20 protein-coding genes are annotated in these 21571 nt (G+C 62.4%); 1 reads left to right on the plus strand and 19 read right to left on the minus strand.

Annotated features, from left to right (window positions below; all coding sequences use genetic code 11):
* Nucleotides 1-4: 4 nt before the first annotated feature.
* The 15 genes from trbF to EFR00_RS28620 form a co-directional block, all read right to left on the minus strand.
* Nucleotides 5-694, minus strand: a complete 690-nt coding sequence (gene trbF, locus EFR00_RS28550; RefSeq protein ID WP_077994947.1) for a conjugal transfer protein TrbF — start codon at nucleotides 692-694, stop codon at nucleotides 5-7.
* Nucleotides 691-2043 carry a P-type conjugative transfer protein TrbL gene (gene trbL / locus EFR00_RS28555; protein ID WP_077994946.1) on the minus strand — a complete coding sequence of 451 codons (1353 nt, stop codon included), beginning with the start codon at nucleotides 2041-2043 and terminating at the stop codon, nucleotides 691-693. The genes trbF and trbL overlap by 4 nt, the downstream gene beginning before the upstream one ends.
* The gene (gene trbK-alt / locus EFR00_RS28560; protein ID WP_077994945.1) at nucleotides 2040-2363 is read right to left on the minus strand and encodes a putative entry exclusion protein TrbK-alt; all 324 of its coding nucleotides are present in this window, start codon (nucleotides 2361-2363) and stop codon (nucleotides 2040-2042) included. Before trbK-alt ends, trbL begins: the two co-directional genes overlap by 4 nt.
* 13 nt (nucleotides 2364-2376) lie before the next feature.
* A complete protein-coding gene (trbJ, locus tag EFR00_RS28565; RefSeq protein ID WP_077994944.1) occupies nucleotides 2377-3144 on the minus strand; it encodes a P-type conjugative transfer protein TrbJ in 768 nt (255 codons plus the stop codon).
* Nucleotides 3141-5645 (minus strand): conjugal transfer protein TrbE, encoded by a 2505-nt coding sequence (gene trbE / locus EFR00_RS28570; protein ID WP_077994943.1) that lies wholly within the window; start codon nucleotides 5643-5645, stop codon nucleotides 3141-3143. Before trbE ends, trbJ begins: the two co-directional genes overlap by 4 nt.
* Nucleotides 5646-5654: 9 nt before the next feature.
* Nucleotides 5655-5936 carry a VirB3 family type IV secretion system protein gene (locus EFR00_RS28575; protein ID WP_077994942.1) on the minus strand — a complete coding sequence of 94 codons (282 nt, stop codon included), beginning with the start codon at nucleotides 5934-5936 and terminating at the stop codon, nucleotides 5655-5657.
* Nucleotides 5936-6280: a TrbC/VirB2 family type IV secretion system protein gene (locus EFR00_RS28580; RefSeq protein ID WP_077994941.1), complete on the minus strand. Its 345-nt coding sequence runs from the start codon at nucleotides 6278-6280 to the stop codon at nucleotides 5936-5938. The genes EFR00_RS28575 and EFR00_RS28580 overlap by 1 nt, the downstream gene beginning before the upstream one ends.
* Complete coding sequence (trbB, locus tag EFR00_RS28585; protein WP_077994940.1) at nucleotides 6277-7284, minus strand: P-type conjugative transfer ATPase TrbB; 1008 nt, start codon at nucleotides 7282-7284, stop codon at nucleotides 6277-6279. The genes EFR00_RS28580 and trbB overlap by 4 nt, the downstream gene beginning before the upstream one ends.
* A gap of 190 nt (nucleotides 7285-7474) precedes the next feature.
* Nucleotides 7475-8362, minus strand: coding sequence for a LysR family transcriptional regulator (locus EFR00_RS28590; RefSeq protein WP_077994939.1), 888 nt, complete (start codon nucleotides 8360-8362; stop codon nucleotides 7475-7477).
* Nucleotides 8363-8584: 222 nt separating this feature from the next.
* Nucleotides 8585-9826 (minus strand): CapA family protein, encoded by a 1242-nt coding sequence (locus EFR00_RS28595; RefSeq protein ID WP_077994938.1) that lies wholly within the window; start codon nucleotides 9824-9826, stop codon nucleotides 8585-8587.
* A 73-nt stretch (nucleotides 9827-9899) separates the two neighbouring features.
* Nucleotides 9900-10745 (minus strand): transporter substrate-binding domain-containing protein, encoded by an 846-nt coding sequence (locus tag EFR00_RS28600; RefSeq protein WP_077994937.1) that lies wholly within the window; start codon nucleotides 10743-10745, stop codon nucleotides 9900-9902.
* Complete coding sequence (gene alr / locus EFR00_RS28605; protein WP_167482305.1) at nucleotides 10742-11911, minus strand: alanine racemase; 1170 nt, start codon at nucleotides 11909-11911, stop codon at nucleotides 10742-10744. Before alr ends, EFR00_RS28600 begins: the two co-directional genes overlap by 4 nt.
* Nucleotides 11901-12632 carry an ABC transporter permease gene (locus EFR00_RS28610; RefSeq protein ID WP_077994935.1) on the minus strand — a complete coding sequence of 244 codons (732 nt, stop codon included), beginning with the start codon at nucleotides 12630-12632 and terminating at the stop codon, nucleotides 11901-11903. Before EFR00_RS28610 ends, alr begins: the two co-directional genes overlap by 11 nt.
* An 11-nt stretch (nucleotides 12633-12643) precedes the next feature.
* Nucleotides 12644-13303 carry an ABC transporter permease gene (locus EFR00_RS28615; protein ID WP_077994934.1) on the minus strand — a complete coding sequence of 220 codons (660 nt, stop codon included), beginning with the start codon at nucleotides 13301-13303 and terminating at the stop codon, nucleotides 12644-12646.
* Nucleotides 13304-13316: 13 nt separating this feature from the next.
* Entirely contained in the window at nucleotides 13317-14102 is a 786-nt protein-coding gene (locus tag EFR00_RS28620) for an amino acid ABC transporter ATP-binding protein (RefSeq protein WP_077994933.1), read from the minus strand.
* A gap of 403 nt (nucleotides 14103-14505) precedes the next feature.
* Here EFR00_RS28620 and EFR00_RS28625 point away from each other — a divergent pair, with 403 nt between their 5' ends.
* On the plus strand, nucleotides 14506-15450 hold the full coding sequence (locus tag EFR00_RS28625; protein WP_077994932.1) for a LysR family transcriptional regulator: 945 nt from the start codon (nucleotides 14506-14508) through the stop codon (nucleotides 15448-15450).
* 556 nt (nucleotides 15451-16006) lie between these two features.
* On the opposite strand, the gene EFR00_RS28630 is transcribed toward EFR00_RS28625, so the two are convergent.
* From EFR00_RS28630 to EFR00_RS28645, 4 genes are all read right to left on the minus strand, one after another.
* Nucleotides 16007-16435: a CopG family transcriptional regulator gene (locus tag EFR00_RS28630; RefSeq protein ID WP_077994931.1), complete on the minus strand. Its 429-nt coding sequence runs from the start codon at nucleotides 16433-16435 to the stop codon at nucleotides 16007-16009.
* A gap of 1 nt (nucleotide 16436) precedes the next feature.
* A complete protein-coding gene (locus tag EFR00_RS28635) occupies nucleotides 16437-18455 on the minus strand; it encodes a conjugal transfer protein TraG (RefSeq protein WP_077994930.1) in 2019 nt (672 codons plus the stop codon).
* Between the two features lie 129 nt (nucleotides 18456-18584).
* Nucleotides 18585-20327: a relaxase/mobilization nuclease domain-containing protein gene (locus EFR00_RS28640; protein WP_077994929.1), complete on the minus strand. Its 1743-nt coding sequence runs from the start codon at nucleotides 20325-20327 to the stop codon at nucleotides 18585-18587.
* A gap of 240 nt (nucleotides 20328-20567) precedes the next feature.
* Complete coding sequence (locus EFR00_RS28645) at nucleotides 20568-21527, minus strand: lytic transglycosylase domain-containing protein (protein WP_245435281.1); 960 nt, start codon at nucleotides 21525-21527, stop codon at nucleotides 20568-20570.
* Nucleotides 21528-21571 lie beyond the last annotated feature (44 nt).

Consider the following 21571-nt stretch of genomic DNA (forward strand, 5'->3'; position numbering starts at 1 on the left):
CCCTTCATTGCGAAAGCTCCTTCGACCAGTTGATGGCGTTGACGTAGACACCGAGCGGATTGGCACGCAGCCTGTCGGCCGTGTGTGGTTGTTCGATCACGACGGTGAGGATGGCGGTCCAGCGTTCCGTCGATGACAGTTGCCCGTTCTCGTAGCGGCGCTCGGTCCAGGCGACGCGGAAGCTCTCGGGCGAGGCGCGGATGACGGAGGAGACATCGACGGCGACCTGCGCCTTGCCGACCTTGGCGAACGGATCATTGGCGCGGGCATAGTCGTTGAGCGCCACGGCGCCGCGGTCTGTCGTAAACTCGTAGGCGCTGAGCCAGTTCTGGCGGACGATCACAGCATCGACCGGGATCGAACGGACGTTTTCGATGAAGCGGGCGAGATGCCAGGCGATCTGGGGATCGGTCGGCTTGTAGTCGGCGGTCGCCGGTGCCACCGCTTGAGCTTCGCCGAGCTTGTCGATCTGCACCACCCAGGGCACCACCGTCCCCTGCGTCGATTGCCAGATGAGGGCCGCGGCAAATCCGCCTGCCAGCGCCAACGAGCCGAGGGCCATCAGCCGCCAGTTTCTCGCCTGGACACGGGCCGAGCCGATCCGCTCGTCCCAGGCCTGGGCTGCCTTCTGGTAAGGGGTTTCGGGCTCGGGCGTTCGGGCATAGCGCACGGAGGCGCGTTTGAAGGGGTTCATCTTCGGTCATCCTGATTGAGGGAAACGGACATGGAGCTGCCGCCGTGGTCGCCGGAGCGGACGGAATGGGCGGCGGTGCTGACGCCGTGATGGAAGGATTGCCGGCGCTGCATGCGCTCGGCCCATGGCGGCGGCGAAGAGGTTTGCGTGGTCACGCCCGCTGTCTCGGCAGCAATGCCGGAGGCGCCGGCGCCGACCTCGTTCTGTCCACCCGTGGCTTTCCAGGCTGCGGATTGCCCTGCCCCATAGCTGGAGCGCAACGTTTCGCTCGAACGGCCGGCTGCCTCCTTCGCCTTGCCCGTGACGAAACCGGCGCCCGCCTTGGCCACGCCGATCAAACCTGCCGCGGTGCGACCGGCGCTGCCCGCCTCGGACGAGGCGCTGGCGAGGCCATAGGCGGTGCTGGCGCCGCCGGCGACGGCCGTCCCTCCCCGCACGGCACCACCAACCGCCCCGGCCGCAGCACCCATGCCGACACGCGCGCCGACATAGCCGGCAGAACCGAGCCCGGCCGCGGCGAGACCGGTGCCGACCGCTGCTCCAGCGCCAAGCTGCGGCGCGCCGGACACCAGGCCGGTGGCAATGCCCGGCCCGAAGATCGACAGGCCCATGAGCGCCAGCGCGCCGAGCACCAGCGACAGCGCCTCGGAGATGGTCGGCTGATCGGAAAAGCCGGCGGTGAATTCGCTGAAGAGGCGGGAGCCGATGCCGACGATGACGGCGAGCACCAGGATCTTGACGCCGGACGCGACGATGTTGCCGAGCACCTTTTCGGCGAGGAAGGCGGTCTTGTTGAAGAAGGCGAAGGGGATCAGCACGAAGCCGGCAAGCGTCGTCAGCTTGAACTCGATCAGCGTGACGAAAATCTGGATCGCCAGGATGAAGAAGGCGACGAGTACGATGACCCAGGCGGTCATCAGCACGAAGATCTGCACGAAGTTCTCGAAGAAGCTGACATAGCCCATGAGGTCGCCAGCGGCCTCAAGGATCGGATTGCCGGCATCGATGCCGACCTGGGCGACGCGGCCGGGCTGCAGGAGCTCGGTGCTGGAAAGCGAGGATCCGGCGGCTTTCAGGCCGAGCCCGGAGAAGCTCTCGAAGACGATCCGGGCAAGGCTGTTGAAGTTGCCGACGATGTAGGCGAAGAAGCCGATATAGAGTGTCTTCCTGATGAGCCGCTGGATGACGTCCTCGTCGGCACCCCAGGCCCAGAAGAGACCGGCCAGCACGATATCGATCGCGATCAGCGTCGAGGATAAAAACGCGACCTCGCTGCCGAGCAGGCCGAAGCCGGAGTCGATATAGGAGGTGAAGGTCTCCAGGAAGCGATCGATGATGCCGGTGTTCATGGCTTCACCGTCACATCGGCGCCGGCTCCGGATGCCGGGGCGGTCGGCTTGTCGGTGTCAGAAGGCTTGAAGAAGCGCCGCCGGCTTTCCATCCAGGCCTTCAGGCAGCCCCTGTCCTTCAGCGCCTCGGCGCCGAGGTCACGGCAACGCAACAGCTCCTGTCGTGCCCGATTGGTCTCAGGCTCGCCGCCCGGATCGAACGGCCGGAAGACGGGGGTCTCTTCCGGGCCGTTTTGCTGGCTCATTGCCATGAGCGTCGCGGTCAGTCCTGCTCCAATGGCAATGACAGCGGTCATCCGGGCGGCGATCTTGAGGTCCATCGTCTCGGTGCTCCTACTGGTGGAACATCTGGACGCTGGACGGGCTGTAGGCGGTGCCGGTCATGAAGCGGCTGAACTGCTCGCGCGCCTGCTCCTGGGCGGCTGCCTGGCGCGCCTTTTCGAGCGCTTCCGCCCTTCCCTGCGCGGCGAGTATGGCAGTCAGATCGGACATCTGCTTCGCCTGCACCGCGAGCAGCTGGTTGCCGGCCTGGGCGGCCTGCAGCACGCCGACGGCGGACTGGCTGGCGGTGACGAGCGTCGAGGTCTGGGCCTGGGTGCTGGCGATGCCGCTGACCGCAACGGCGCCCGTCTTCAGCGAATCCTCGAAGGCCGAGACCGATTGCTGCCACCGTTCTCGCGCCGCTGTGATAAGCTGCTCGTTGGTCTTGCCGGCGGCAAAGGTCTCGTAGGTGCTGCTGAACTGCTGGTCGATGTTCTGGACGTTGTAGGCAAGCTGCTCGGCCTGATCGAGTAGGCTCTTCATCTCGGAGAAGTTGCCCTCGATCTCAGAGAGCATCGACGTCGGCAGGCTGGTCAGATTGCGCGCCTGGTTGATCAGCATCTGCGCTTCGTTCTGAAGCGAGGTGATCTGGTTGTTGATCTGCTCCAGCGCCCGGGCGGCAGACAGCAGGTTTTCCGTATAGTTCTTCGGGTCGAAGACGATCAACGCATGGGCCGGTTGCGGCGCGAGCGTTACAGCAAGGGGCAGAACCGTGGTGGCGCCAAGGGCCAAGGCAAGCGCGCGGCCGGAATGGCGAGAGCGGGAAACGAAACGGATCATGGCATGATCTCCTCTTTAAGTGTTGTGGGATGGACGGCAGGATTGCTGGCCACAGCGGGCGTCGGCTCAGCAATGTTGGTGAGAACCGGAATGAGACCGGCAGCCCAACGGAGACCCCGGGCGGGGAGCCAAGCCTCCAGAAAGCGCGGCCGCTCGCCCTCCTCGACCAGGTCATTCATCGCGGCGTGGGCGGCCTTGTCGGAGGCAGCGCACAGCGCAAGCGCCACATCGCCCAGGCCCAGCTCGAACAGCCGGTTGCCGCGCCGGGACTGGCAGTAATAGTCGCGCTTCGGCGTCGCGCGGGCGACGATCTCGATCTGCCGGTCGTTGAGGCCGAACTGCCGATAGACGTTTGTGATCTGCGGCTCGACGGCGCGCTCATTGGCGAGGAAGATCCGCGTCGGGCAGCTTTCGACCAGCACCGGCGCGATCGGTGAGGCCTCGATGTCGGCGAGCGACTGGGAGGAGAAGACGACGCTGACATTCTTCTTGCGCAGCGTCTTCAGCCATTCCTTGATCTTCTGGGCAAAGCCGCCGTCATCGAGCGCCCGCCAGCCCTCGTCGATGATCAGCAGCGACGGACGGCCGTCGAAGCGCGCCTCGATGCGATGGAAGAGATAGGCGAGCACGGCAGGCGCCGCCCCGGTGCCAATCAACCCTTCGGTCTCGAAGGCCTGGACGGAGGCATTGCCGAGCCATTCCATCTCGGCATCGAGCAGACGGCCATAGGCACCGCCTATGCAATAGGGTCGGAGCGCCTGCTTCAGCGCCGTCGACTGCAACAGCACGGTCAGACCGGTGATGGTGCGCTCCGCGACTGGCGCGGAGGCAAGCGAGGTCAGAGCGGTCCAGAGATGCTCCTTGACATCAGGCGTGATCGGCACACCTTCGCGGATCAGGATGTCCACCAGCCAGTCTGCCGCCCAGGCGCGTTCCGGCGTGTCATGAATGCCGGCGAGCGGCTGCAGCGCCACCATGTTGAGGAAGGACGTTGCATCCGAGATTGCACCGCCCAAATCCTGCCAGTCTCCGCCCATGGCGAGTGTGGCCGCACGGATCGACCCGCCGAAGTCGAAGGCAAAGACCTGGCTGTGCTCGTAGCGACGGAACTGCAGCGCCATCAACGCCAGCAGCACCGACTTGCCGGCGCCCGTTGGACCAACCACCATCGTGTGGCCGACGTCGCCGACATGCAGCGAGAAGCGGAAGGGCGTCGCGCCTTCGGTCCTCGCATAGAAGAGCGGCGGCGCATCGAGATGCTCGTCACGCTCCGGCCCGGCCCAGACCGCCGAGAGCGGGATCATGTGGGCGAGGTTGAGCGTCGAGATCGGCGGCTGCCGGACATTGGCGTAGACGTGACCGGGAAGGCTGCCGAGCCAGGCCTCGATCGCGTTGACGGTTTCCGCGATGCAGGTGAAGTCGTGGGACTGGATGACCTTTTCGACGAGCCGCAGCTTTTCCTCAGCGATGCGCGGATCGGCATCCCAGACCGTGACGGTGGCGGTGACATAGGCTTCGCTGATCTGGTGGGACCCGAGATCCTGGAGAGCGGCATCGGCCTCGGTTGCCTTGTTGGCGGCGTCGGAATCGACGAGCACCGACTGCTCGTTGGTCAGCACTTCCTTGAGGATCGCCGCGATCGACTTGCGCTTGGCGAACCACTGCCGCCGGATCTTCGTCACCAGCCGCGTCGCGTCGGTCTTGTCGAGCATGATCGCGCGGGTCGACCAGCGGTAAGAGAAGGCCAGCCGGTTGAGATCGTCGAGAATGCCGGGAAAGGTGACGGTCGGAAAGCCGATGACCGTCAGAGTGCGCAGATGGAAATCGCCGAGCCGCGGTTCGAGCCCGCCGGCGAGCGGCTGGTCGGCGAGCAACGCGTCGAGATGCATCGGCGTCTCCGGAACGCGCACGCGCTGGCGTGTGACCGAGACGGTCGAATGCAGATAGGTGATCGTCGCCGCGTCATCGAGCCACGCGGCTTCCGGCACGAAGCCTTCGATGAGGTGCAGCACCCGGTCTGTGCGGTCGACGAAGCCCTTCAAGAGCTCCCACGGATTGACACCGGACTGTTCGCGGCCCTCATAGAGCCAGCTCTCCATGCGCGATGCCTCTTCGGCCGGCGGCAGCCAGACGAAAGTGAGGAAATAGCTGCTCTCGAAAAGCAAGCCGCTTTCCTCGAACTGTTCACGCCGCTCGACATCCACCAGAGCGGAGGCAGCATCGGCAAACAGGCTCTCGGGATAATCGTTGGCGGGATTGCGCTGCGCTTCGACGAAGGTGGCCCAACCGGAACCGAGACGGCGGAGCGCATTGTTGAGCCGTGCGGTCGTCGCTACCAGTTCGGCCGGCGTGGCGCTGTCGAGGTCGGGCCCGCGAAACCGCGCCGTCCGCAGGAACGAGCCATCCTTGTTGAGGACGACGCCGGGCGCAATCAGCGCCGCCCATGGCAGGAAATCGGCGAGGCCGGCATTCTTCTTGCGGTATTCGGCAAGGTTCAACATGGCCAAACCTCACACGCCCAGATGCGCCGGATAGCGCAGGTGCCGGCGGCCGACGTCGACGAACTGCGCGTCGCGCCTAGCCGCCCAGACCGCCGCGAAGTGGCCGATCGCCCAGATCGCCAGGCCCGCGAGCCAGAGGCGAAGGCCCAAGCCGACAGCGCCGGCAAGCGTGCCGTTGACGATCGCCACGCTCCGCGGCGCGCCGCCGAGCAGGATCTGTTCGGTGAGCGCCCGGCGGACCGGCGCGTAGTAGCCACGGATCTCCTCGTGGTCAGAGCCGAACGCCGCCATCAGACCAGCGCTCCGCCGCCGAAGGAGAAGAAGGACAGGAAGAAGCTCGAGGCGGCAAAGGCGATCGACAGGCCGAAGACGATCTGGATCAGCCGCCGGAAACCGCCGGATGTGTCACCGAAGGCAAGCGCGAGGCCCGTGGCGATGATGATGATAACGGCAACAATCTTGGCGACCGGTCCCTCGATGCTTTCGAGGATCTTTTCCAGCGGCTCCTCCCACGGCATGGACGAACCGGAGGCGTATGCTGGCAGTGCTGTCACGATGATGATGGACGCGAGCGCCGTCGCCTGCAGGAAGCGGCGGCGGGACAGGTGGAACAGGGAGGTGGCGGACAAGATCATTCCTCTTCTCCTTTCGGGAGGGGTTGGCGGTCGGTTGGGAGATGGGCGTTGAGGGTGCGGTAGTCGCCGGTTGCCGGGTCCAGCCCGTCGACGAGGGCGATTTCGGCAAGCCGGCGCGCAGCACCCCGGCCGGAAAGCACGGCGATGAGGTCGATCGTGTCGGCGATCAGCGCCTGTGGCACCGTCACCACTGCTTCCTGAACCAGCTGCTCCAGGCGCCGAAGCGCGCCGATGGCCGTATTGGCGTGGATGGTGCCGATGCCGCCCGGATGGCCGGTTCCCCAGGCTTTAAGGAGATCGAGCGCTTCGGCGCCACGCACCTCGCCGATCGGGATGCGGTCGGGCCTGAGGCGCAGCGACGATTTGACGAGATCGGAAAGCGAGGCAACGCCGTCCTTGGTCCGCAGCGCGACGAGATTGGGCGAGGCGCATTGCAGTTCGCGCGTATCCTCGATCAACACCACGCGATCCGCGCTCTTGGCGACTTCGGCCAGCAGCGCATTGGTGAGCGTCGTCTTGCCGGTCGAGGTGCCGCCGGCGACGAGAATGTTCTTCCGCCGCTCCACGGCAAGCCGCAGCACCTCGGCCTGCGCCGCGGTCATGATGCCGGCCGCGACATAGTCGATGAGCGTGAAGACGGCGACCGCGGGTTTGCGGATGGCGAAGGTGGCGGCAGCGACCACGGGCGGGAGCAGCCCTTCGAAGCGTTCGCCGGTTTCCGGAAGCTCGGCCGAGACGCGCGGGCTTCCAGGATGAACCTCGGCGCCGACGTGGTGGGCGACGAGCCGGACGATGCGCTCGCCGTCCGCAGCAAGCAAAGTCTCGCCGGTATCCGCCAGCCCTTCCCTCAGCCGGTCGATCCAGAGCCGACCGTCCGGGTTGAGCATCACCTCGACGACGGCGGGATCCTCGAGATGGCGTGCGATGGCAGGCCCGAGCGCAGTGCGCAACATGCGCGCGCCGCGCGAGATCGCTTCCTGGTTATGGTGGTGCTGTCCCGCCATATGGTCCCCGCTTTCGGCGATCGGGCCAAGCGGCGGATCGCAATGGGGACAATCAAGAAAGGCAGAAATATGCGTCCGGCAACAAGATAATCTGGAGCCCCGTAGCAGAGCGTAGGCGCTCGCAAAAATACTTGCGTCGTCGTGCTTGTGCCAGCCTCGTCGACCACCGGTGACGACAGCGTCGCGAGAATCAATCAAAGCATCGGAAGGTCTCGAAGAAGTTCTTAAGAACGGGGTTGGAATTGTCAGGCCGCCAGCAGCCGATGTAGCCGAGCCGGATGCCACCATTACCGTCATGGACGGGCCGGAAGACAACGCCATGCTCCGGAACAAGCTGCATGCGTTCGCAATGGAGGCTGATGCCCTGCCCGCTTGCGACCTCACCCAGCATGCTTTCCCGGCTCAACTGCCGCATGATGATGTCCGGGTGATCAGAGGGCGCGGCAAGATGGCGAAGGATGACATTGCGGATGTCGGGGCCCGGATCATCATTGCTGATCAGGAACCGCTCGCCCTTCAATTCCGACCAGTAGATCGTGGACTTCTCGGCAAGCACATGATCTTCAGGTAGGGCGACAACCAACTGGGCGGACCAGAGCGGCATCGAGTCGAGGAACTCGGTCTTGCCCCTGTCGCCAAGGACGATGGCGAGATCAATTGTTCCGGACATGACGCCGGCCCTTAGCTCGACGTAGGACGCCTCCATCAACTCCACTTCGACGCCGGTGTATTTCGTGCGGAAGGCCTTCAAGGCAGCGCGGAAGCAGCCTGATGACATCGACTTGTGGAAGCCGACCACCATGCGGCCGGTCTTTCCCGCCCCGCTCGCCTTTGCCCGGTCCGAAAGTCTCTGGAAGGAGTCAACGATGCGCCTGGCGCCGACTACGAATTCCTCTCCAGTGGGCGTAAGACGCGCACCAGCGGTCGAACGGTCGAACAGAAAGACGCCTAGCTCGTCTTCCAACTCCCGGATCCGCTTGCTGATAATCGGCTGCCGCACATTTAACTCATGGCCGGCTGCGCTAAAGCTCCCGTTGCGGGCCGCCGCGACCACATATCGGAGATGACGCAGGTCCATTAATTATTCCTCGCAACATATCTCAAGGCATGGCGGTATCTCGAAGATGCGGGTCAACGCTTTGTGTACTGCCTATTCGATGCTGTTGCGGACGCCGGTGGCGGTTTAACGGAGTTGCCAACGCTTCGCGCTGCAGCCATCGGGATCTTCTATGCCCTCGCGCCGGGAAATCGCGGCGACACTCAGACCTCCTCCGTCGCCAGTCAGCCCGTTTTCCTTCAATCACTGCTGATATCGGACAATCCCGCAACCCTTATCGACGTCGATGGATACTTGGTGCAATTTTGAGCGGACCGCCAAGTCCCTCAGGATCTCAGTGCCCAACTCGCCTAATGCTCCAACCGGAAAAATGCGGTCATGATAGTTGTTGGCATCCAGCATCCGCTCTCCGCCGATGACAATTGGCAGAAGGTCGATCGACTGCAATTTGGCGTAGGCATCGAAGCGGCAGGTTGCTACGACGCTTTTCCAGACCTCCGGCGAACTCCAGTTGACCTCACCTTCATGCAAATGGAACAGGAAATTGCCGAGCCCGAAGAAGATAGGCGCGCCACGATAGATTTCTATCGGCTGCAGGACCGGAGCGCCATGGCTGACGAACACGCCCGCACCCGCATCGACGCAGGCGCGGGCAAGCGCTTGAACCCAGGCAGGGACCTCCCGCCAGCTCGGTTCCCAGTGATGATGGTGGAGATAGGCGATAACGAATACCCCTTCCGTTGCAGTCCGGCGGATCGTCGAGAGGTGGTCTTGCAGGTTCGCCTCGTCTACGACGATCCGGCGCCTGTTGTCCGCGGCTCGGCGAAAAACGGTGCCGTAAAAATCAATCTCACCCTCGGACCGAAGGGTGGGTGGATCGTGCGGCTGGGCATAGTTGGCCCGCTCCATGGGATTGCTTCGAAAGATTTTCTGAATACCGGCCAGGCTTGCAAAGGCCGCATGGTCGACCTCGAACAGCCTCGAGACGTCGAGCCCATTCACGCCAGGCCGTGATGGGCACCGATCCGTTGCATCCGCAGCGTACATCGTCGCCGGTCCGGGTCCCGCGTCCATCGCGACAAGTGCCACCGTCCTTGGGCCGACCGCCTTCAAACCTGGCCGGCGCGCATCCGTTGCATCGACACCAATGCCCGCGTGGAGGAAACCTCTCGCCGCCACCTCTTCGAGCGTCGACAAGATGCCGGGTGGACCGAGGTCGAAGGCATGGTTGTTGGAGAGCGCCAAAGCGTTGAAGCCAATGTCTTTCAATGCATCCAACACCTCGGGCTTCGAGCAGCCGAAATAGGAACCCTTCATCGGCCATCCGCCGTGCCGGCCGAAAACTGTTGTCTCGAAGTTTGTGAACGCGATGTCGGCCTGTTGGACCCTCTCCTTGATTGCTGCAAAACTCTCGTCCGTGACCTGCCGAACATCATGATGGATGAGGGATTGTCCGGTTAGGACGAGCGTGAATGGCGACAACATGATGGCAAACCTTAGAAAAAACGAGAGTGGCAGCCGCCCCTTGCGGACCGCCGCGACTGGAATGAAAGAGCGGTCACTTCCCAATCTGCGGTGAGATATCCGTACCGAACCATTTCAAGCTAATCCTGCCGAGCGAACCGTCCGTGATGCTCGTCTCAAGCGCGATGTCAAAGGCCGCTATGAGGTCGGTATCCTCCTTGCGCAGGCCGATGCCGGCGCCCGGACCCCAACTGCCACCGGAAAGCTGCGGACCGAAGAAATCGACGCTCCTTCCGTCCGGCGTTTCGAGGAATTGCTTCCAGGTCAGATAGTCACCCAGTCCGCCGTCGATGCGCTCGGAGGTCAGGTCCAGCTTGAGGTTTTCTTGGCTATCATAGCTGCGCACCTGCGCGACATCGCCGAAGAGTTCCTGGACGACCGCCTCCGAATTCGACGACCGAAGCACCCCGAGGGTCTTGCCCCTCAGGCTTTCCCGCAGTTTCGCGATGATGTCCTTCTTCACCCCGTCGATGTCCGTCAAGTCGAGTTTCACCGCGGTATCGCCGGGCGGCAGGCCGACTGCCCGACGCATGACGATCTGGTTCGGCGTCACCGCATAGGGCTTGGAGAAGGCAATGGATTTCTTGCGTTTGTCGGTGATCGACATGCCGGAGATGATCGCATCGTACTTCTTCACTAGAAGGCCGGGGATGATGCCGTCCCAATCCTGGGCGACGAAGGTGCATTGCAGTTTCATCCGCGCGCAGAGTTCGTTGCCCACGTCGATGTCGAAGCCTACGAGCGCGCCATTTTGGTCGATATAGTCCCACGGCGGCGAGGCCCCTTCCGAGGCAATGGTGATCGCCGTGCGCTCCCCGGCCTGGGCAATGCCGGCTGCGAACAGGAACGCCGCGACGGCGCAAGTTAGATGTCGCTTCATGTTATTCCCCTTCTTCTTGGTTCGGTTTCGATTTGTGCGACGTCTATCCGTCGCAGGCTCTCCCGCAGGCCGCAGCTAACGCCCGTTTCATCCGTGTTCCAGGCTTCTGCGAGTTCCGGCAGCGTGATGCGGTCCGCGCCCGAAGAGCCGAGCAGGACCGCTTCATCCCCGAGCGCCGCTTCGGGAATATCCGTGACATCGATGCGAAGATGTTCGAGGTGGATGGGCGGCACGATCGGCGCGCGCCGCTCCCTGACGAGGACTGAGGCCGAGGAACCGAGTCGTCGCGGAATCCCATGCCCCCAGCCGATCCCCAGTACCGCTAGGCGCATGTCCGGGTGGTATCCCGGCAGGTCCGGAGGCGCCCCCATACTGTCGTGGCCTGTCTTGAGCGCGACGATACGCGCCTTGATCGCCGACAATGCCGGGCGGATGGGCAGGATTCTGCGCCCGGTGCGGGAACGCGTCAGTCCGAAGAGGAGCGCACCAGGATCGACCGCATCCATGTCGAATTCCGGATGATTGAGCAGGCTTTCGCTGCTTGAGACCATGACGGTTGCCGGAAGCCGCCCCTCCGCCTTCAGTCCTGCGAGATGCGGCGTCAGGCGTGCGACCTGCGTCAAAGTCGAGGAACCGGCGTCGCCTAACTCGCTGAGATGGGCATAAAGGCCATCAACGGTGACATTGCTATGCGACGTGCATAGATCCATCAAACGTCGGAGGTTTGAAGGCGCTACACCGGCGCGCCAAAAACCTAGATCGACCTTCACGAAAACCTTGAGCGGTGCACCGATCGAAAGCCAGCTGGCAAGATCCTCCTCGCCGGAGATCGAAATCGTCAGATCGAGGTCGCGTACAAGCCCCACCGCGCTCGGGCCAATGCCCGGATACATGAGGATGGGTTTTCTCGGCGCCGCTTTTCGTACGGCCAATGCATCGGCGATGGACACCACGCCAAAGGCGTCGACGCCCGCCGCGGACAAGATCGAAGCAACCTTCCCCGCCCCGCATCCATAGGCGTCCTGCTTCAGGCACGCGAAGATTTTTGTGTTCGGGCCGATAGCCCCTCGAATGGCGCGGAAGTTGGATCCTATGGCAGACAAGTCGATTTCGCGCCAAGTGGTCTCACATAACAACGATGGGTTTTGAAGGGGACTATTGTTCATGAGCCACCTGCTGCAGCGCGACCCGGTCCGGATGGGTTTTTGCCCGCGGAGCGTCATTCAACCGAGCCTCCAAGGCGTGGAAGAAGCCGGTCAGAAAGAATGTAAGGCCGAGATAGAGCACTCCAGCGGCAATGAAGATCTCGTAGGGCGCAAAAGATTCTGAAACCAGTTTGCGCGAATGCCCAGTGATCTCCAGCAAGGTCACGGTGCTGGCGAGCGACGTCGCTTTCACGAGGCTAATAATCTCGTTAGCATAGGATGGAAGAACACTTCTAAAGGCGATCGGGAAGATGATCCGGCGCTTGATCTGCAGTGGCGACATGCCGATAGCCTGTGCCGCCTCAATCATGCCGTCGGCCACGGCTTGGATACCGCCGCGAAAAATCTCCGTCGTGTAGGCGGCGCTGTTAAGGGAAAAGGCCAGCAGGCAGCACCAGAAAGGATCGCGCAGTAGAACCCAAAGGACGCTCGAGCGAATGATGCCGATCTGGCCCAAGCCGTAATAGATGATGAAGAGCTGGACAAGCAGCGGCGTGCCGCGAAAAACATAGGTGTAGGCAAGCACAGGCAGAGAGAGCCACTTCCGAGACGACGCGCGCATGAAGGCCAGGGGCACGGCGAGGACGAGGCCCGCTAGGAGCGATGCGGCTGTCAGGAGGAGTGTCAGCGGAATACCGCTGGTAAGCGTGACCGTGCTGGTGAGGAGGAGTATGACATCCATGACGTGGCACCTCACCGTCCGGGAACGGCAAAACGCCGTTCGAGGAGGCTGAAGATAACCAGCGCCAAACTGGTCAGCGCGAGATAGAGAGCCGATGCAGCGAGATAGAATGTCAGCGGCGCCCGTAACGAGCCCGCGCCGATCGCTGCGACGCGCATGATGTCGGCCAGCCCGACGATCGAGATCAGCGACGTTTCCTTGACGAGGGAAATCCATTGGTTCGCAAGTGCCGGCAGGGCGATCCGCAGCATTTGCGGAAGGATAACCAGCAGCCAGGCCTGCCATGGATGCAGCCCGAGCGAGCGGGCCGCCTCGATCTGTCCGGTCGGTATGCTGAGCACCGCGCCTCGGAAAATTTCTGCCGTATAGGCACCGAAAACGACGGTGAGGGAAATGACCCCTGCGAGGAACGCGTTGACCTCGACATAGCGACTGAAGAAGGCACTGATGGCGACCGTTCCGCCGAAATAAATCAGCAGGATGATGATGAGCTCAGGCACGCCACGAATGATCGTCGTGTAGAAGCCCACGGCGAGGCTAATGCCCCGCCACCGCGACAGTCGCCCCGCCGCGGCAAGCAACCCAAGCGCCATGCCGAGCGCCCCGCTGACAAGCGCCAGCAGCACCGTCGTCTTCAATCCGTTGACGAACTGCACCACGAAACCATCCACGCGTAACGTCCTTCTATCGATGTGAGGCGAGAAAGCCGCGAAGGCGACTTGAGACGGGAGAGGAGAAGAATTCCTGCGGCGGGCTTTCCTCTTCGATCAAGCCCGCGTGCATGAAAGCGGCCCGCGTCGACACCTCTCGCGCGAAAGCCAGTTCGTGGGTGACGATCACCATCGTGCACCCCTCTCCAGCAAGCGCGGCTATGACGCGCAGCACCTCGCCCACCAATTCCGGATCGAGCGCCGATGTCGGCTCGTCGAAGAGCAGCACGCGGGGCTCCATTGCCAGCGCGCGGGCAATCGCAACGCGCTGCTGCTGGCCGCCGGAAAGATGGCGCGGATAGGCGTCCGCCTTGTCCAAAAGCCCGACCTTGGCCAAGTAGTGACGCCCGAGGTCCGCGGCGGCATTGCCCTGCGTTCCCTTTACGAGGACGGGGCCTTCCGTGACATTCTCAAGCGCCGTCTTGTGGGGCCAGAGATTGAAGCTCTGGAACACCATGCCCGTGGAAGCCCGAACCCTTCGGACCTGCCGATGGTCGAGGATTCTGGCCCGCCCACCCTGCTGCGATGCGGCCCGGATCGCCAGCTTCTCGCCATGCACCCAGATGTCGCCGCGATCAGGAACGGTCAGGAGATTGAGGCATCGGAGAAGCGTGCTCTTGCCTGAACCGCTGCTGCCGAGGATCGAGAGGATCTCGCCGGGCCGGACGGTGAGGTCGACGCCGCGCAGGACATCGTTGCCGCCGAGCCGCTTTTCGATGCGCTCGGCGCGAATGCCGTGTCCCGGCGCCTGTTCTGTCATCAATCCGCTCGACATCACGCGCCCCGCGCGGGAAAGCGGCGTCCCGCGTGAACAAGTCACGGCCGATTCTGAGCACGACAAGACCATTGCTGCACGCATGGAGCGGCACCACCCTTTCGTCTTTCAGGCTTGGGTTTTTCGGAGCGTCCCGTGCCCCACTTACGCCGGGTGTGTCTTTAGAGCGGCGTCTTGGGAGGATGATTGCCTGACACTCCAACAGGGGTCAATTTATAAGGGAAATTATTTTTAGATAAGTTCAAGTTATATGGCCCGAAGCCTCGTCCAGCAAAAACGCGACAATTCAAAGCTAAATTGGAAGCGACTTGGTCGAATGTACACGAGTAGTATAAGCTGACCTTTGTGCGCGCCGGGATACAATCGACCTCTAAACGGAAGCCCCAGTATGGTGGAAATCGCAAAGACAGGTATAACACTCCGCCAGCTTCAGATCCTGCGCGAGGTCGTCAGGACGGGGTCCGAAAGGACAGCGGCGAAGGCGCTGGACATCAGCCAGCCGGCCGTCAGCCAGCAGATCAAGCAACTGGAGGGCCTGCTCGGCCTACAATTGTTCGTGCGGGATAAGGGGCGGCTTCTGCCGACGGCACAGACGTTGACCCTCTTTCGCGATGCCGACGCGACGTTCATCCAAATGGAACGGATCGCTAGGACCGTCGCCTCACTGAAGGGTACAGACAGCGACACGATCGCCATCGCGGCACCGCATGTCTTCTCTCTCCATCTCCTTCCCCAAGCCATTCGCAAGTTGCGCTCCCGCCAGCCGGTCACGGCAATCCATATCAAGTCCGGCAACTACCGAGAGGTGGCAGACCATGTGCTGGAGGGACGTGCGGATCTCGGGCTTGCCCGGCTGCCGCTGGATGAAAACGTCTTCGACTGGTGCCCCGCAACGACGGCGACCAATGTCTGCATTTTCCACCCCAATCATCGGTTCTCGCAAAAAGACGTTATCAAGCCGGAAGATCTGGTCGACGAGCCGCTTGCGGACATCGAACCGCAGTTGCACTCCCACCAAATGAACGAGAATGCCCTGAGATACATGGGCGCGGAGCCGCGTCTGGCGATCCAAGTGGATATTATTGGCCAGGAAATCAGCTTCGTCGCCGCCGGACTCGGCATTACGAGCAGCAACACATTTGCCGCCCGGCAGTTTGCATCATTCCCCGTCGAAGTGCGACCGTTCGAGCCGAGTGCCCTCTATCATTATGTCGTGTTCTGGCAGAAGGGCCGACGGTTGGGTAAGTTGCTTCAGGAAACGGTGAACGTGCTCATCGAATGCGCCCAGGACGGATCGGGGGAGAGTTGGGTCATCGAGCGCGCTACAATCTAAGCCTTGATAGGAATCGGACGTCAGTACCGACGTAAGATGGTCAGTCTCAGGCTATTTCTTCGACAAGACGGATATAACGATTTCTTCCTGCGCAACCTATAAGACCGGGCACATCGGATCTTCTACGCAAGTGCAGAAAGCACGTGCTTAGCACGACGAACAGCAATGGCTACCGCTCTGATCACGAGAGGGATCGGGACAAATATAGTGAGCGAGATCGACCTTTGGAACTAGATTTCAACTTTAATGCGTGTCTGAAGGAGGTATTCGATCCTTATTGCTTGGAAAAGCTGCGCAAATCGGATGGCAATTACTTCGCACACCTTAACGGCAGGCTTACCGCTGATAATTGCTTGGTCTTACGATCGCGCAGTTACCCTCGCCCGGTTTCGCCTCATGCCTGCGGCGCGGGGCGGTCGGCGGACAGGTGTCGACCGACATCGACCTATCGGTAGTGTCCTCATGGTTGCCCTATAAGGAAACGCACGCAGCACCCCAAAAAAAGTAGAGGAATCGAGGAGGAGCGCGCCTTGTCCAACGAAACGACCAATCATGGTTAGCAGTTTTGCTCGACCTTTTCAGACACTTCGTGATCGAGCTTCGGCCCTTGCGACAATCGACGACCAAGAGCCGCGATGAATTGGTCATAACGCTCAGCCCCTTTCACGCGAGCTGCCGCCTGTCCCTCTTCCGGTAGGGGAACCGTCGAGTTCAACCAGAACCGAACGAACAGCGCCAACGTCTCGCTGGTAATCTCCAGATCCCGCTCCAACCGCTGAAGATTACGGCCTATCCGATCAAGGCGCTTGACGATCGCTGCCTCTTTCCGTTCATCCGCATCTGGTGAGAGGAATGACGCGATCGCAGCCTCCGCAATCAGCGAAACCGATTGCTCCCGTCGATCGGCAAAGTCGGCAAGTCGCCGTTTCAGATCGGGTTCCACATATACAGACAGTCGCTGCTTTTTTTCGGGGGGACCCGACATCTCAAAGCTCCACTCCGTCATTCGGGTCCATGGTGGCCTGGCGTGCGATCTGGCGCATGCGACGTGCAAGTGCCCGCGCGGAGAGGGCATCCCGCTCCGGCTCACCCGCATACAGATCGAATTCGTTGATCGGCGACGTTAGTGGCTCTGGAACGATCTCCTTGTGCGCCTCCAGGCCGGGCTCGCGGCGCAGGCCAGCATTCGCCTCATCGTCGCTTCCGTCGGCACCGTCCGACTGAACGCCTTCCACACCAGCGGCGCGATGATCAGCCAACGGTTTGGCTGCCAGTGGAACCAGATCCGACCAGTTGTCCGTCGCCGTCGGGCTGTCGCCCGCCCCGTCGCTCGCAGGTGCGGGCAAAACCCGCTCCTTGAACCGCCAATCCTCGAAGTAGCGGGCCTTCTTCGTTCGGATCGGCGGAATGCCGGCCACCATGACAATCTCGTCGTCCGGCGGAAGCTGCATCACTTCGCCCGGGGTCAACAGCGGTCGCGCTGTCTCGGAGCGGGAGACCATCAGATGTGAGAGCCAGGGCGCCAGCCGGTGTCCAGCATAGTTCTGCATCGCGCGCACCTCTGTCGCCGTACCGAGAGAGTCGGACACACGCTTGGCGGTGCGTTCGTCATTCGTCGCGAAGCTGACCCGAACATGGCAATTGTCGAGGATCGAATTGTTGGGACCATAGGCCTTCTCGATCTGATTGAGGCTCTGCGCAATCAAGAAGGCCTTGATGCCGTAGCCGGCCATGAATGCGAGCGCACTTTCGAAGAAGTCGAGGCGGCCAAGGGCGGGGAACTCATCGAGCATCATGAGCATGCGGTGTCGGCGCTCACTCGCGTGAAGATCCTCCGTCAGGCGCCGGCCGATCTGATTGAGAACGAGACGGACCAGCGGTTTCGTCCTGGAGATGTCGGACGGCGGCACGACTAGATAAAGCGTTGCCGGCTGCTCCCCTCCCACGATGTCGGCAATCCGCCAGTCGCATCGGCGCGTAACGGTCGCCACGACAGGATCGCGGTAGAGTCCGAGGAATGACATGGCCGTCGACAAAACACCCGAGCGTTCATTGTCGGACTTGTTGAGCAGCTCCCGCGCCGCGCTGGCGATGACCGGGTGCGCCCCCTGCTCTCCAAGGTGCCGTGCCGTCATCATCGCCGCCAAGGTGGACTCGATCGGCCGCCGGGGATCGGAGAGGAAGGCCGCGACGCCTGCAAGGGTCTTATCCTTCTCGGCGTAAAGGACGTGCAGGATCGCACCGACGAGGAGTGAGTGGGATGTCTTCTCCCAGTGGTTTCGCTTTTCGAGAGACCCTTCGGGATCGACCAGGACGTCGGCGACGTTCTGAACGTCCCTTACCTCCCACTCGCCTTTCCGGACCTCCAGCAGCGGATTGTAGGCGGCCGAATTTGGATTTGTCGGATCGAAGAGCAGGACACGTCCGTGCCTGGCGCGAAAACCAGCAGTGAGCTCCCAATTCTCACCCTTGATGTCGTGGACGATGGCCGAACCCGGCCATGTCAGAAGAGTCGGCACGACCAAGCCAACTCCCTTGCCGGATCGGGTCGGCGCGAAGCAGAGGACATGTTCAGCGCCGTCATGGCGGAGATAGGCCTCATTATACCGGCCGAGCACGACGCCGTCGTCGCAGAGGAGCCCTGCCTTTTTAAGCTCGTCGCCTTCCGCCCAGCGAGCGGAACCATAGGTGTGAACGTCTTTCGCCTCGCGCGCTCGCCAGATCGACATGGCGATGGCGGCGGCAATCGCGAGCAACCCGCCGGCCGCAGCAATGGCTCCGCCTTCCAGGAAGACGTGCGGAGCATAGGCGTCATAGAAATACCACCACCAGAACAGTGCCGGTGGCGGATAGATCGGCTTGCTTGCCACTTCGAACCAGGGTGCCCCAAGCTGCGGCTGGAAGCCTAGCCGCCAAGCGGTCCACTGCGTCGCTCCCCAGATCGTTACGAGCACGATTAGGAGGACAACGATGATCTGGCTCCAGAGAACGCGTGTGGCCGGCAAGTCGACATTTCCCTTCCGCAATCAAAGCAGGCCGACAGTGGAAGGAATCGCGCAACGTGTTGCAACGCGCGCGGTAGCGGATATCGCAAACCAGCGCAGGCCATCGCAAAAAAACTTGCCGCGCGCGGTTCAAAGACCGAGGCCGCGTTTGCGTCCGAAACTCCAGTCAACCCCACCATCGGAGCGGGCAACGCCAGACACATGTTGGCCGATATGCTTCTCGATCGATGGCGTCCACGGCACGAGCTTGAAGCCGAGACCATCGACCACCATGGCGAAGCGGCCGGAGGCTAGAGCGAACTGCCGTCGATAGGTGCCGGCGACAAACTCCCCTTCGGCGGTTGAATGGAACGGCATGTTCATCTCCCGGGAGAGCTTCTCACCGAGCGCATCGAGTTCGCGCTGACGCAGCGTGCCGACGAGGTCACGGGCAAAGATAAGCCGCTCACCCTCTCGCCGCGCCAGCCCCTCCCCGATCAGATGCTCGGTTCGCTCTGCCATCGCCTGGCCGACCTCGATCCCGAAACAGCCGCCAAGCTCGATTCGATCACGGGCGATGAGCTGGCGATCGAGCCAGGTCGCGCCATCCGACTTGATCTGCGCTTCGAGTACGAGATCGGAACGGACGGCCAGGGCGACGCGCCGGGCGCCTCTCGCGTCCTCGAAGGAACGCAGTTCGACAATCGAGCCCGGCGCGCTATCGCCCGCCGCCTCGATATCGGAAAACCGAATGTGGTGGGTACGACCATCTGTGCCGTCGACCACGGCAAAGGCGGTACCGCATAGCTCGTCATCGAGACCGCGCTCGACCAGCCGACCAATGAGCGGCTGATCCTGCACCTCACCGGAAAGCACGTAATCGGCGGCGCTTCGCTCGATCCCCTGACCTGACAGCGCCTGATGCATCCGCTTGATGATGTCGCCGCGGGCGCCGAGTTCCCGCAAGGTCGCCTCGGCTTCTTCAGCGATAATCCACTGGCCGGCACCAATGGTTTCGGCAAGGCCAAGGCGTTCGAGATGGCGCAGCCGCCCGACCTTCTGCACCAGGTGTTCGTCGGGCTGGTGGTCAGGCGGCGGCGCGACATCGATGATGCCATGCTTATCGGCGTCGCGGACAAGCTGGCGATCGATCTCGGTCCAGCGATCCGCCTCGATCTGCCGCTCCAGCGAGCGGCTGATGTCGAGATCGGTGCGAGGCCCCAACTCCTGGGTGATGAGGTCCTGCGCCCGATCCCGAAGGCCGGATCGGATATAGTCTCGGTCTATCACCAGGTCCTGCCCGTCATCTGTCCGACCACGCAGGATAACATGCACGTGCGGATTGTCGGTATTCCAGTGATCGACACCGATCCAGTCGAGCCTTGTTCCGAGATCCCTCTCCGCCTGGCTCATCAGTTCGCGCGTGAAGCGCTTCAGATCCTCCATGTCCACCGCGTCTTCCGGCGAGACGATGAACCGGAAGTGATGCCGATCGTCCTTGCAACGATCGGTGAAGTCATTTGCATCGGCATTTTCGGTCTCCGGACCGAACATGCGCGCCTTATTGCCGTCGCGGGTGACACCGTCGCGGCGCAGGTAGTTCAGATGTCGGGCGAGCGGCCCGCGCTCCCCCTTGTTGCGAACGAAGCGTGCCTTGACCGCGCAAAGCCGCGTCCGGCTGGTAATCAGACGGTTGGCGCGCACGCTCGCCACGCGACCGCGGGCGAAGCTCGGCCCGCGGCACCGGCCGGGCCTGATTTTGCCGGATCGCGATACGCGCCTGCCGGCCTTCTCGGCGGCAGCGAGCGCTTGGGCGATGAATGGCCTTGCACGCTGCGCCTTGCTTGAACGGATGCGCCCTGGCCGGATGTGGAAGTCATCGTCGCGGCTCATACGCTTTCCTGCTGCGATGTGCGATCTTCGTTGAAAATATTCGGAAATTCGCTGACGCGCACATCGCGTTTGTGGTCCGCGAGGTGCGGAAAAGCCGGAAAAAACCAATCAAAGCAACCGACCGTCCCAGCCGCGATGTGCGGCCTTTTATCTTGCCCTCCACGGCTGAATTCGCGGCTCCCCCGCCCTCTCCCGCACCAATTACGATCCGGACCGCTGCAGCACGCCAAGCCACACTTCTCATGGCCGCCGCTCCTCATCGGTTACGCGCCTGACGAATATGCCATCTGCCGCCGGTTCGAGAGCCGAAAGATCAACGATCGCTGTTGTGTCACCTGCTTTCGATCGCCTGTTCGCCGACGCATCCTTGGCTTGATCACGGTCGGCTCTGGACACGAAGAACAACGGTGCACCAGCCCATTCATTGCGCCGTATACGCACCGCGATCCGCACGACGGGCGCAGCCTCGGCGTCAATCATCGGCACGAGTCTTGCCATGTAGTCGACGGTCTCCCGCGGTAAGGGATTGCCGGAAACAAGATGCCTTTCATAGCGACCCGGACCCGCATTGTACGCCGCGAGAAAGCCTGGGGAGCCATAGAGATCGTGCAGTTCGGAAAGGTAGGCAGCGCCCGCCAGGATGTTGTCGCGGGGATCGTAAGCGTCATCGCCAAGATGATGGCGCGCGCGCAGCTCGACCCAGGTCGCTGGCATGATCTGCATCAGGCCCATCGCACCTTTCGTTGAAATAGCGGACGGATCATTGCGGCTCTCGACGTGCATGACGGCGTGTATCCAACGCTCCGGAATGGCGAAGCGTTTGGCCGCCTCGGTGACGGCATCGGCATACGGACCGGGCGTCGCGGAAACCGATGCATGGTCCGCTAGACGATCGCTCGGTGGCGGATCAGCCGACACAACGCCGGGCAGTGCGACGATCGTTGCGAGTGCGATCGGCAACGCTATGATCGCTCGCATGACGTCCTGGCGGCCCGTCTCTCGAACCGAGCTAAGCCTGCCATCGTGCTCGCTGCGGTCAAGGGCAAGGCTTCGCCGCCGACCGGAGTTTTCCGGACGGGCAGCGCCGGACGGCAGGCCCGCTTCCCGGAAAACCAGCCGCCGCCCTTGACCTTCGCTGTGCGCGACGGCTGTCGGAGAGGCGATCGGGTCGAGGGGATTGACCGGCACCCAATCGATCAAGGGGATTGGGCTTGAGGAGCCGCGCGAACGATTGTCTCGCATGG

Source organism: Rhizobium sophoriradicis, from assembly GCF_003939025.1.
GTDB lineage: Bacteria > Pseudomonadota > Alphaproteobacteria > Rhizobiales > Rhizobiaceae > Rhizobium > Rhizobium sophoriradicis.